This window comes from Neobacillus sp. BP17 (assembly GCF_059579525.1).
Genome location: NZ_CM184198.1, coordinates 5252611 through 5266051, shown reverse-complemented (window position 1 = coordinate 5266051; position 13441 = coordinate 5252611). Strand labels below are relative to the sequence as shown.

Annotated in this window: 9 protein-coding genes and 1 pseudogene; 8 read left to right on the top strand and 2 right to left on the bottom strand. The window is 40.0% G+C overall.

Annotation, left to right across the window (positions count from 1 at the left end; genetic code table 11):
* Nucleotides 1–349: 349 nt before the first annotated feature.
* Nucleotides 350–1225: a processed acidic surface protein gene (locus tag AC4QJR_RS25690; protein ID WP_496524655.1), complete on the bottom strand. Its 876-nt coding sequence runs from the start codon at nt 1223–1225 to the stop codon at nt 350–352.
* A gap of 228 nt (nt 1226–1453) precedes the next feature.
* On the opposite strand from AC4QJR_RS25690, the gene AC4QJR_RS25685 reads away from it, so the two are divergent.
* The gene (locus AC4QJR_RS25685) at nt 1454–1906 is read left to right on the top strand and encodes a MarR family winged helix-turn-helix transcriptional regulator (RefSeq protein ID WP_496526747.1); all 453 of its coding nucleotides are present in this window, start codon (nt 1454–1456) and stop codon (nt 1904–1906) included.
* Nucleotides 1907–2177: 271 nt separating this feature from the next.
* Nucleotides 2178–3616, top strand: a pseudogene (locus AC4QJR_RS25680) (DHA2 family efflux MFS transporter permease subunit).
* 163 nt (nt 3617–3779) lie between these two features.
* Here AC4QJR_RS25680 and AC4QJR_RS25675 read toward each other — a convergent pair.
* Complete coding sequence (locus AC4QJR_RS25675; protein WP_496524654.1) at nt 3780–5402, bottom strand: ABC1 kinase family protein; 1623 nt, start codon at nt 5400–5402, stop codon at nt 3780–3782.
* Nucleotides 5403–6060: 658 nt separating this feature from the next.
* Here AC4QJR_RS25675 and AC4QJR_RS25670 point away from each other — a divergent pair.
* The 6 genes from AC4QJR_RS25670 to AC4QJR_RS25645 all read left to right on the top strand — a co-directional run bounded on the left by AC4QJR_RS25670 (nt 6061) and on the right by AC4QJR_RS25645 (nt 13435).
* On the top strand, nt 6061–6753 hold the full coding sequence (locus AC4QJR_RS25670; protein ID WP_496524653.1) for a GntR family transcriptional regulator: 693 nt from the start codon (nt 6061–6063) through the stop codon (nt 6751–6753).
* 54 nt (nt 6754–6807) lie between these two features.
* Nucleotides 6808–7908, top strand: a complete 1101-nt coding sequence (gene uxuA, locus AC4QJR_RS25665) for a mannonate dehydratase (protein ID WP_496524652.1) — start codon at nt 6808–6810, stop codon at nt 7906–7908.
* Nucleotides 7909–8033: 125 nt separating this feature from the next.
* Complete coding sequence (locus AC4QJR_RS25660; protein ID WP_496524651.1) at nt 8034–9569, top strand: MFS transporter; 1536 nt, start codon at nt 8034–8036, stop codon at nt 9567–9569.
* A 17-nt stretch (nt 9570–9586) separates the two neighbouring features.
* The gene (uxaC, locus tag AC4QJR_RS25655; protein ID WP_496524650.1) at nt 9587–11020 is read left to right on the top strand and encodes a glucuronate isomerase; all 1434 of its coding nucleotides are present in this window, start codon (nt 9587–9589) and stop codon (nt 11018–11020) included.
* A gap of 23 nt (nt 11021–11043) precedes the next feature.
* Entirely contained in the window at nt 11044–12669 is a 1626-nt protein-coding gene (locus tag AC4QJR_RS25650) for a mannitol dehydrogenase family protein (RefSeq protein ID WP_496524649.1), read from the top strand.
* 121 nt (nt 12670–12790) lie between these two features.
* Nucleotides 12791–13435, top strand: coding sequence for a LytTR family DNA-binding domain-containing protein (locus tag AC4QJR_RS25645; RefSeq protein ID WP_496524648.1), 645 nt, complete (start codon nt 12791–12793; stop codon nt 13433–13435).
* Nucleotides 13436–13441: the final 6 nt, after the last annotated feature.

Sequence of the window (13441 nt, the reverse complement as noted above, 5' to 3'; positions counted from 1 at the left end):
TATTATTATATTTATCCTTGGGCTAATTGAAATAGGCTAAGAGATGCGAAATCACCATTGGAGTCGTTGAGTTATTGGGGCTTACGTGACCGTGAAGCGGGGAAAAGGAGTAGTACAGTAACATAGAGAGGTTCTATGTGACCGATCGATTATTTTAAACCAGATGTAGAGGGTCACTTCTTTTACTTATGTCAGAGAAAAAGGCTTATATTGCAGATTTAAAAAAAATTGTAAGTGCGTTACAAAAGATGCCTATTTGCACTGTTCTTAAAGCATGCAAATAGTAAAAAATAAACATAAAGCCGTTCCCGCTTTAAATGAGAAAGGCTTTATGTTCATTCTAAAATAATTATTTTAAACCCTTTCGAGCATCTTCATATTTCTCTTCATGCATATGGTCTACATAATCATCTGAAATCTCACCTAAATGAATCATGTCTTCCCCATCTACAATAGCTTCCATCGATTCAAAATACTCTCTAGGGATGTTAAAATCGATGAGCAGTTCCCCTGAAGTACTATAGATACTGCCATATAAAGTGCCTGGAGGTTCTTTCATTTTTAGTAAATCCTTTAAAGTTACAGCCTTACCGTCAGCTTTAAAGTTCACTTTAACTTCATACAGGGCAATAGTTTGCTCTAATAAACGAACCATCTCATCAAGGTCTTCATCGCTTAGTTGGGAAGGATCTTCTACAGTCATTAAATGTTCCCACAGTGTATCGTTTGTTGTCATTTGGTCTAGTTGGTCTTTATTTTTTTCTTCCACTTCCGCTAAATAGTTGAAAAATCTCTCTGCTTCTTCTTCTGTTATGCCCGTATCCGATAATGCTTTTTCTACTTCCGCCATACTTTTATCGGCACTAATATAAAATTCAACTGTTGAATCCAAATCGTTGATAAACTTATATTCTTTTACCGAGTCTCCAAAATGGTCCATTAAGTCATTTAGTTCTTTTTCAGTTAGACCATATTTGATTAGTAAATCCTGATAATTTTTCGAGTTAATGGGCGGACCCAGGAGTTCTTTTAGGCCTGCCATTGTATATTCATCTAAAGGAATTTCGTAGTAATCAATATACTCCAGAAATTCTTGTTTCGTCCATCCTATATCGGCTATATATTTGTTTATTTCATTTTCAGACGGAGCTGCTTGAGCAGAGGGAGCACTGAATAGGAATGGGAGTAAAAGAAAGCCTATTAGCATAAGTTTTATTTTGACCATTAGTACCCTCCTTTTCATTGGTGCATTAATAATTTCCCCATTTTGTGCCTAAATAGAAATGCAAATAATTTCTAAAAATCTTCACAAGGATTTTCTCTTCATTTTTCTAAAACACTGGGTATCAACTGATTTCTTTGAACAATAATAAATATTGAAGTTAATTAAGCGATTCATAGTAAACCAAATTGACATTCCAAATGGGTTTTTGTATAGTAGGTGGCGAAGATGATGATTGGAGTGAATCGTTTGATTTCGAACTCTGAATTACAACATTTAGACCTGATCGACCTACTAAGTGAACGTCATAGTTTGGTCCGGAAAATCGCGGAGAAAGCATGGAACGACCAAAGTGAGATTTATATTTCCAATTCTGAATGGTATATCATGGCTAGGATTTATAAAAAACAACCGAGCATTTCGTATGTGACAAAAAATGTAGAAATTTCACGTCAGGCTATCCATAAGTTTATTCAAAAGCTTTCGGAAAAAGGATTAGTCGAAATCAAAAATGTTGAAAACAACAAAAAAGAAAAGTGTATCCAGTTAACCGCTTTAGGTGAAGAATGTTACGAAAAAAACGCCGCCCTTAAAGCCCAGCTTGAAAATAAAATTGCAGAAAAAATAGGTGTGGAGCAAGTAACTATGCTGAAAGACCTATTAAAATTAGATTGGGAAATTTAAAAACCGATGGAAGCCAAAAACCCCTCGCTTTGTTCAAATAAATGAACGAAGCGGGGTTTTTCTAATTGGTGATTTTGTTGCACTCCCCAATATATGACTGTCAACTTAGTTGATAATAACACGAAAAAATATTTTGTCAACTAGATTGACATTATGAAAAAATTTCTGATATAGTTAGCAGGCTGGTAGTAACAGGGGGTGTACTACGGATAGGTAAACAAAGGGGTAAACGAAATTTTACATGAAGGGGTAATAATAAGTGAGTCAACCAATGAATACAGCTCAAAGTATCCATTCGGATGCAATGGTGAGCAAACAAATCAAAACAGGCCCGATCATGGCTGCTCTTTTTGTGGCAGGCTTTGTCGGACTTTTTAGTGAAACAGCCTTAAATATTGCCTTAGGAGACCTAAGCCAAATATTTCGTGTAAATGCAACGACAATCGGCTGGTTAGCGACAGGATATTTCTTAACATTAGGTATTTTAGTGCCGGTTACCGGCATTTCTATGCAAACATTTACCACCCGTCAAATGTTTATGACGTCAATCTCACTATCCCTGATCGGGACCATTTTAGCAGCAGTTGCACCGGTATTTAGCCTGTTATTGGCGGCACGTGTGATCCAGGCAGCTGGGTTAGCAATTGCTCTACCGTTAACGCAGAATGTTATTTTCACCATTTTCCCTCCCAATAAACGAGGCGGAGCGATGGGGGTTATGGGCTTAGTTATGTTGGCTGGTCCGGCCTTAGGTCCAACCATTGCCGGGCTTATTTTAGATACATTATCCTGGCATTGGATTTTCTGGGTTACCTTACCGTTTTTATTGTTCTCTCTTATGTTCGGGATCTTTTATTTACCAAATGTTAATGAGGTCCGTAAGGTTTCCATTGATCCCGTTTCGGTTGTTCTTTCGACGATTGGATTCGGTGGGGTCGTCTATGGATTCAGTGTTTCTGGTGATGCTGGCTGGACGAGTACAACTGTCCTTGGGTCGATCATCATTGGATTTGCTGCCCTGATTCTTTTTGCCATCCGTCAGACGAAAATGGAGACGCCGATGCTGAACCTACTAGCATTTAAATACCCTCTATTCGTTCTTGGTGTCTTGATGACATTCATTACGTTCTTTAATATGTTATCCATGCTTGTTATCTACCGATGTATATGCAAATGGCGCTCCTTATTGCTGCTTTTACAACGGGCCTTATCCTGCTGCCGGGCAGCTTGCTTAATTGTATATTAGCACCAACGATTGGCCGCTTATTTGATAAATATGGTCCGAAAGCAGTCATTACACCTGGGACCATTTTAGTCGCGATAGGTTATGTATTTTATTCACAATTTGGGGCAGACACGGCTTTATGGATGATTGTGGTCACGCATATTGTCATGATGGTAGGAATCGGAGCAGTGCTTGCTTCTGTCCAAACGAATACGCTCAATTCGCTTCCGAGACAATACTATCCAGATGGAATTGCACTGACTCAAACGCTTCAACAAGTTTCCGGAGCTATCGGGATTGCGGTATTGGTATCGATTTTTTCAGCAAAAGAGAGTAGTTACTCAGCGGGGAAAGCTCATGAATTGCCACAGGCAGCGGCAGCGGGATCTTCCATGGTGTTTACCATTAGTTTAGTGCTAGCAGTGATTAATGTGGTCTTGTCTTTTTTTATCAAAAGCCCCATTCATCAAAAGACCAAAGCCTAGAAGGGAGATTGGAACCAATCGTAAATCATTTTAATAGTTGTGATGTGTTGGTGATTTGTACAACAGAGTGTTGATAAACCACAGTTGACCACAGGGCGGTTCACATGTCTTTTTTTTGAAGTTGCTAGGGCCGCCAGAACCTTCCCTGTGGTCTCCCCTAAATTTAAACTCTCCGTTTCTCATGCATATATTTCATCCATTTCTTCAATTTATAACTGCAAACGATATACCCTGTAAGCGAGACTGCAGTGACTCCTGCGGACAGCTGCCAGATGAGGTCGTATGAGGTATAGAGTCCGGCGGCTATGCCTGTCATCCCGAAGAGGGTTAACTGGAATAATTGCTTTTTCGTATTTTCATAGATGGTGAATTGGAATTGCCTGCGCTGTTCGACTTCCTTTAACTGCTCCAATTTTTGCGGGGCATTCAGGAATTCGGTTATGGAGTGAAAGATTTTGAAGATTGGCTGTGATTGGAGCCATTGCCAGACGAACAGCCATTTATTATTCCCTTGCTTGTTTAACCACTCCATAATCACAGGTTTTCCTAACTCTAAGATCTCTGCCTCTGGCGCTAAGTTACGGATTATTCCTTCAATCGTGACAACGGAACGGCCTAAAAAGACAAATCTGGTTGGTATTTGAATGGGCAGCGCTTGAATCATATCATTGATTTCCATCTTAAAAGCAAGAAGATCCATTTCTTTTAATTGAGCTGGCTGGAAGGTGATGAATTCCGCTAAGATCCGTTCAATCGTTCTGGATTCAGCTTCTGGAAGCAGCACGCCTAAATGAAATAAGCAATCCACAGCTTTCGGATAATTTTTAGCGAGAAAGCTTTCAATTAATCCTTGGAAATAACCGGCATCCTTTTTCGAAAGTTCTCCGACCATTCCGAAGTCTAGTAAAATGATTTTCCCTTCCTTTGAGACCAGAACGTTGCCGGGATGGGGATCGGCATGGAAGGGGCCAGGCTCCATCCATTGAGGGAGAAAGACCTTCATCAGCCGTTGAGCTAGTTCCTGGCGGCTCACGGGTAATTGGTCGATGGCGTCGTTATTGGTCAGCCGTAATCCTTCAACCCATTCCATGACCAGCACATTTGCGGTACTCAATTCTGCATACACTGACGGAATATGGACGGTATCCATCTCCTTGAAGCGCTCTTTAAAGCTCAGGATGGTGTTCAGTTCCAGGGAATAATCCAGTTCGTGTACAATCACTTGCTTTACCTCTTTAAAAAGAACTTTAAAATTCATAAAACCCTTCGGAAGAGGGACTAAGTGGTCCACAAACCACATCACAATACTTAGAATCCGAAAATCGGTGTCGACAATGGAATCAATATGCGGGCGTTTAACTTTGATGGCCACTTCGGTGCCATCAAGTAGCAGGCCCTTATACACTTCGCCAATTGATGCCGAAGCGATCGCCGTTTTTTCAATCGATTGGAAGTGTTGCTGATACAAGTGTCCCCATTCCTTTTCTAAAATTTCCTGAATCTCGCTCCAATCCGAAGGGGGGACTTTATCGGTCATGTCTTCGATTTGACTGATAAAGGCAGGTGGCAGCAAATCGGCACGTGTGCTGAGGATTTGTCCCAGTTTGATGAGCAAGCCTTCTAAATCAAATAGAGTCTGGCGAAACCGTTCTCCGATGGTCCCCCAGAGTTTTTCCCACTCCGCTTTCGGTTTTCTGCGAATCTTATACCAATAAATTTTCAAGAAAATGCCAAAGGCCAAAGAAAGGACCTTCGACATCCGCACCAGCTTATTTTTCGTCTTCATCCATATCCCCACAATCCATTTCAGGTTTTACTATTTATAACGATTTTGATAGATAGAAGGTTTCAGCCTAGTTGAGGTGAGTCATTTAAATGTGTTGTAAATTTCTTCTATTTATATTTTAACATTTTATAATCATTGTAAAATATTCTTATGACTACTATTTGGAGGAGAATTTAGGACTAATAGATTGTACATGTAAACCGATAATAGCTAATTGTGTCCGTCAAGGTTAAAAAAGATGGTAGACAGTAACGAATAGCAGCTAATTATGCCCATCCAAGGTAAAAAAGGTGGTAGACGGTAACGAATAGCATCTAATCGTGCCCATCCAAGTTAAAAAAGGTAGTAGACGGAAACGAATAGCCGTTAATTGTGCCCGTCCAAGTAATAAAAGGTGGTAAACGGTAACGAATAGGGGCCGCGCCGCACCGTACCTCACTAAATTAACGAAATCTACCAATCTAAATCATTTGCAAAAGTTACCGCTCCATTGAATAACTACAGAAAACGCTTGCAAAAAAATGGAGGGCGCTTTATAATGAGCTCATAACTACCATATTAGTATATTAATATGTCGGTAATACCTGAAAAGGAGGTACATCTTATAATTCTCATTTGATATACTATGTGCAGTATAGAAAAGAGAAGAGGATAACGAATGGCAAACAACACCGTAAATGCAAAAGAATTTGCGTATGAAGAAATAAAAGCAGAAATATTAAGATTAAAATTAATTCCTGGTACAAAAATCTCTGAAAAGACGATATCGGACCGATTGAATGTCAGTCGGACGCCGATCAGAGAAGCCTTTTTAAAATTAGCCCAGGAAGAATTGTTAACCATCATCCCGCAAAGTGGCACCTTCGTCTCGCTAATTAATTTGGAGCTTGCCGAAGAGGCACGATTTGTTCGCGAGGTCATTGAGACAAATATTGTCGGATTATGCTGTGAACACGTTTCGGAAGAATCTGCTTTTAATTTAGAAGTCAACTTGAAAATGCAAGAGCATCTTGTAAGTAATCATATAGAGAAACAACAAATTGAAAAATTTACCAATTTGGATGAAAATTTCCATAAGGAGCTATTTATCGCTTGTGGAAAAGAACGCACCTGGCGAATGATTCAAAACATGGCCGGTCATCTCAATCGGTTTAGAATGTTACGAATCATCGATACAAAAAATTTGGACTGGGATTTATTACTGGCGCATCACAAAGAAATTTATCAAGCCATTTCAGAAAAAAATAAAGAAAAAGCAGAAGCGCTTATGAAGGAACATTTGCGACTGATGTTATCGGAGAAAGACATTTTACTTCAAGCATTTCCAGAATATTTTTATACACAAGAATAGAGAGCATATTTATTTTTTGAGAAGCGGGAAAGCGCTCACAAGGGAGAGAACAACATGCAAATGACATTTCGTTGGTACGGAGAGGGCAATGACTCCATTACGTTAAAACAAATCCGCCAGATTCCAGGAATCAAAGGGGTCGTTTGGGCGCTGCATGATGTGCCCGTAGGAGAGGTTTGGCCGGTTGAAAGAATTGAAGAAGTAGTAAAGCAAGCAAAAGAGTACGAATTCAATACCGAAGTGGTTGAGAGTGTTAATATTCATGAAGATATTAAACTTGGTTTGCCTACAAGAGACCACTATATTCAGACGTATAAACAAACCCTGAAAAATTTAAGCCAATTCGGCGTGAAGGTCGTATGCTATAACTTTATGCCAGTCTTTGATTGGTTCCGGACCGACTTATTTAAAGAGATGGAAGATGGAAGCACCGCCTTATTCTTCGATGCCCAAAAAGTTCTCGCATTAACACCAGAACAAGTCGTAAAGAATATGGAAGAAAACCAAAAAGACTTCACCCTTCCAGGTTGGGAGCCTGAAAGATTAACAGATTTACAGCGTCTCTTTGATTTATATAAGGATATTACTGAAGTGGATTTATTAGAAAACTTAACTTACTTCTTAAAGGAAGTTTGTCCGGTGGCAGAAGAATGTGGAATTAAGATGGCCATTCATCCGGATGATCCGCCATTCTCTATTTTTGGTTTACCACGGATTGTCAAAAACAAAGAGGATATTGGGCGGCTGTTACGTGCAGTGGATAGTCCAGCCAATGGGTTAACTTTCTGCTCTGGTTCGTTAGGCGGAAATCTTGCGAATGATTTGGTGGATATTGTCAACTCTTTTGCCGATCGGATCGCCTTTGCCCATATTCGCAATGTAAAACATTTTGAGGATGGCAGTTTTATTGAATCCGCCCACCGCGTTGAAGCTGGTTCCTTACCTATTACAGGCATCGTAAATGCCCTCTATGAAAATGGATTTGATGGATATATTCGCCCCGACCATGGCAGACATATTTGGGATGAAGTATGCAGACCGGGATATGGCCTATATGATCGTGCGTTAGGCGCCATGTATTTACAAGGTGCTTGGGATACAAATGTGTTATTGAAAAATGGAGCAGCACTTAAGAAAACAATGCAAACGGTTTAAGCTTCGTAGTCTATCGAGAAGTAAGGAAGGAACATGACCGAAATCGTTCCTTTTCTTATATTGTTGGTGAAAGCGTTTTACCTGGTTCTGTTTTATAAATCTCATAATTATAGGGAGGCGTTATCATGCCTAGAAAGAATAAGGAAATTTCGCTAAAAACTAGTATTGGCTTTGGTTTAACCGATATGATGGGTGGAGGAGCCTTTACCATTATTGGGGCTTGGCTGCTATTCTTCTTCACCACGTTTGCTGGCTTGTCACCGGTTCAAGCGGCATCCATTATCGCGATTGCCCGGATCGTGGATGCCGTCGTCAGTTTATTCATGGGAAGCTTTTCGGATAACTTTTTTAAATTTAAATTGGGTAGAAAATATGGACGGCGCAGATTTTTCTTACTGTTGGGCGCCCCGTTAATGCTTGTTTACGTGTTACTTTGGGTAACAGGCATGAACTATTTTTATTACCTTCTGACGTTTTTAGCTTTTGAAATCATCGCAGCTATGATCTTAATCCCCTGGGAAACACTGCCTTCAGAAATGACAACAGATTTTAATAAGAGAACGAAATTATCAACGGCAAGAATGTTTATATCAGGTACAGGTACATTTTTGGCCACCTTTATTCCAGGTCAATTATTTGGAGTATTAGGACAAGATAATCCGATGGCATTCTTGGTTAACGGTGCCCTATTTGCTGTCATCTTTGCTGTTTGTATTTATATTTCTTTCCGCTCCACATGGGAAAGAGAGGTTTCTCCAGAAGAGATGGCGCAATTTGCGACACAAAAGAAAGAGAAGAAGAGTGTTGCTGAAAATGTAAAAGCTGTTTCCAAAACGCTTGTTGATTTTGCTTCTACGTTTAAAGTAAAAAGTTTCCGCAAACATTTACTGATCTATATTTGCTCGATGACCGCTAAAGATGCCTTTAACGCTGTGTTTGTTTTTTACTGTGTGTATGCATTACATAGTATGTCAGAAGTTGCGGCCAATTTACTTTCCTTTAGTATTATCGGACTTCCTGGCGCGATTATTTATGGATTTTTAATGATCAAGATTGGGCCGGCTAATTTAGCAAAAATTTCTTATTCAACGATGATCCTTTGTGTATTTGGATACGGGGCTGTCTATTACTTCCATCCAAGTAACTTAATTATTACGTTAGGAATTATCTCATTTGTCTACCAAATTGGAAGAAGTATGTTAGAATTCGTACCTTGGAACGTATTCCCATTTATTCCTGATGTAGACGAAATGATTACGAAACAACGCCGCGAAGGGATCTTTGCATCTGTTATGACCTTCTTTAGAAAGTCTTCTGTTGCCCTGGCGACTTTCTTAGTTGGGGCCATCTTGGAGGCTGGCGGTTTTGTTCAAAAAGCAACAACACAACCAGAAGGTGCGGTTCATACAATCATAGGTATCATGCTAATTGGGGTGGTTGGACTACTTCTTGTTGCATTAATTACTGCTTTTACCTTTAAATTAAATAAAGAAACACATGGAATTCTTGTGGATGAAATTAGCCGTTTGAAAAACAATGGACGTAAAGAAGATGTGAATCCGAAAACAAAAGAAGTGGTCGAAGCACTTACAGGTTATAAATATGAAAAGCTATGGGGCGGCCGCACACCAGCTGACTATCCTCGTACAAAAGCGAATTAAGAAGAGGGGCGAATCAAATGAAAGCATTTATGGACAAAGATTTCTTGCTTCAATCAGAAACAGCAAAAGTGCTCTATCATGACTTTGCTGCTAAAATGCCAATCTATGATTATCATTGTCACTTAGATCCAAGCGAAATCTATGAAAATAAAAGATATAAAAATATCACCGAATTATGGCTGGGCGGCGACCATTATAAATGGCGGGCGATGAGAGCCAATGGAGTGGAAGAATACTACATTACGGGTGAAGCGGAGGATTACGAAAAATTTTTCAAATGGGCTGAAACCGTTGAAAAATTGATGGGAAACCCGCTCTATCATTGGACTCATTTGGAGTTGAAACAATATTTTAATGTCGATACCGTCTTAAAAGGGTCGACGGCCAAAGAAATTTGGGAAACCTGTAATGAGAAGATCCAGAGCCCAAATTTCTCAGCAAGAAGTTTAATCGAGCAATCAAATGTGGCGTTAATCGGGACAACTGACGATCCGATTGATGATTTGCGTTATCATAAGTTGTTACAAGAGGATGCCGATTTTTCTACCACGGTTTTACCGGCATTTCGGCCGGACATTGTCATGGCAATTCAACAGACGCAGCCATGGGCGGATTATGTAGGTAAGCTAGGCAAACTGACTGGGATTGAGATTACTGATTTCACCCAGCTAATCAATGCCTTAGAAAGTCGAATGGATTATTTTGCGGAAGTTGGCTGCAAATTATCCGATCACAGTATTGAGACCGTTGTCTATGAAAAAGCAACGGAACAAGAACTCGATGCCATTGTGGAAAAGGCTTTGAATAACGAGCCGATCTCATTGAAGGAAAATAATCAATTTCTAACGCAGTTACTTGTAAGACTTGGTACGGCTTATCACAAGCGGGGATGGGTTATGCAATACCATATTGGAGCATTGCGAAGTGCCAACACACGTCTGTTCCGTGCGATTGGGCTGAATGTCGGTGTTGACTCTTTCCGGGACGAGCCCATTGCTGTTCCTCTCTCGCGATTGTTGGATGAGCTTGATCAAGATCAGCAGCTTCCAAAAACGATTCTCTATGGCTTGAATCCGAAAGATAATGAAGTGCTGGCAGCGATGGCTGGTAATTTCCAAGAAGGCGGAATCCCATCTAAAGTACAGTTTGGTTCGGCCTGGTGGTTTAACGATCATATGGATGGTATGGTTGCTCAAATGAAAATCCTTGGTAATCTTGGATTATTATCCCGATTTATCGGCATGTTGACCGATTCGCGCAGCTTTTTATCATACAGCCGCCATGAATACTTTAGAAGAATCCTTTGTAATATCGTCGGTAATTGGGTTGAAAATGGAGAATACCCAAATGATATAGAATGGTTAGGTCAATTTGTCCAGGATATTTCCTATAACAACGCACTTAAATACTTTGATTTTCAGCTCAAGTCTTCACTGGTGCCGATGCCGTAATAAAGGAAGAAGGAGGAACCGCATTGCTATTACTAGAAAAAGCCCAGCTAAAAACCAATAAGGATCAATTTGAAAAGATCGGGATTAAGACTCCCGCCTTTAATTTTGAAGAAGTTTGGGAAGAAACGAAAAAGGAACCGATCTGGTTACATTTCGGCGGTGGAAATCTTTTTAGAGCGTTCCATTCTGTGTTACAGCAGCATTTGATTGAGCAGAATGAAACCAATAAAGGGATCATTGTAGCTTCCACCTCCGATGATGCCTTGATTCAAAAAATCTATCAACCTTATGATAATTTAAGCCTCGATGTTATCATGAAAGCGGATGGCTCATTAGATATGGAAGTAATCGCAAGTGTGGCTGAAAGTATTGCAACCTATAACGGTCCATCTTCTTGGGAGCGTTTAAAAGAAGTGGCAAGTCATCCATCCCTGCAATTCATTTCCCTTTCGATCACCGAAAAAGGGTATGACTTAAAGGATATGAATGGGGAGATTCGAGCGTCGCTTCGTGAAGAAATCGAGCAGGGACAGGATAAGCCGAGTCAACATACGATGATTTTGCTGGCATCGCTTTTACATGAGAGATACAATTGTGGAAAAGCTCCGTTAGCACTCGTAAGTACAGATAATTTCTCCCATAATGGAGATAAGCTGAAAGAGGCTATTATGACGGTTGCTTCGATATGGAAGGAAAATGGTGTGGTTGAGCAGGGATTTATCGATTATTTGAATGATGAATCGAAAATCACCTTCCCTTGGAGTATGATCGATAAGATTACCCCGCTTCCTTCTGTAACCGTACAAGAAAAGTTAAAAGACATCGGATTTGGCAGTGCCGAACTCATTCCAAAAAGAAAAAATGGGTCGCTCGTGGCTCCATTTGTGAATACCGAGGAATCTGAATACCTCGTAATTGAGGACCGTTTTCCAAACGGAAGACCGGCGTTAGAAAAAGCAGGCGTCTACTTTACCGACCAAGTAGTAGTCGACCTTGTCGAACGAATGAAAGTGTGTACCTGTTTAAATCCCCTTCATACCGCCTTAGCGATCTTTGGCTGCTTACTTGAGTATACCTCGATTGCGGATGAAATGAAGGATGCTGATTTAAAAGCATTAGTAGAAAAAATCGGCTATGATGAAGGGATGAAAGTTGTCACTGACCCTGGAATTATTGATCCAATGGAATTTATTAAAGAAGTCATTGAAGTCCGTTTTCCAAATCCTAATATTCCCGATACACCACAGCGAATTGCGTCTGATACGTCGCAGAAGCTGGGAATTCGCTTTGGGGAAACGATTAAATTATATCTAGAAAGAGAAGACCTAGATGTCAATGATTTATCATTTATCCCATTAACGATTGCTGCTTGGTGCCGCTATCTGTTGGGCATAAACGATGCGGGGAAAGAAATGAACATTAGTCCGGATCCTCTTTTAGAAGATTTGCAGTTCTATCTGAAAAATGTAGAATTTGGTAACGTAAATTCAGTCGGTGCTCATTTACGCCCAATTCTTTCCAACCAAAGAATTTTTGGAATAGATTTGTATGAAGTTGGCTTGGGGGAAAAAGTAGAAGAATTCTTCAAGCAGCTGATCAAAGGACCAGGTGCAGTAAGGTCGACGCTGCATTATCAAATCCATCTATAACGGAAAGAAGTGACTCAGAGACTTGGACAACAAGTTTTTGAGTCACTTTTTTTTAAAAATCCAATTCAGTTCAACTTGGTGTTCACGATAGTAGTATAATAATGAATGAGGTGTTAATCGTATGAAAGATATAACTTTAGGGTCGCTGCTTGAGACCATCGGTGAATTATTTTCAGATGAAATTTCCATTGCGGTTTCGAATACACAAGAATATATCTACTATCGGCCAAGTAAAAGAATTGATTTGAAAATTAGCCCTGGCGACCCTGTAAAGGAAGGGACGATTGCCCATAATGCATTGGTGACGGGTCAAAAGGTCTCTGAGTTTATTAACCGGGATGTTTTTGGTATTCCTTACCATGGAATGGCGGTGCCATTTTTACATAATGGACAGCTTGAGGGGTGTGTAACAGCGATTTATCCTGCTTTAACAGATGGGAAATCGGTCGTTACCGTGAAAACATTGGATGGCTGGATTCCCATTCCTTTTTCAAAGGTCGTTTATTTAGAATCCAAAGATAAGAAGACGAGTGTTTATTCAGAAGTGGTGTCAGGCACTCATAAATACTCCCTTCAAGAATTTGAATATCTGCTTCCGAAGGATTCCTTTATTAGATGCCATCGCTCATTTATTGTGAATGTTAATCATATTAAAGAGATTCATCCTGATACTCATTCGACCTTTTTGCTCTCTATGGATAATGGTGAGCGGGTACCCGTTAGCCAGTCCTACTCTAGTTATTTTCGAAAACTTCTAGGATTCTAGATATCT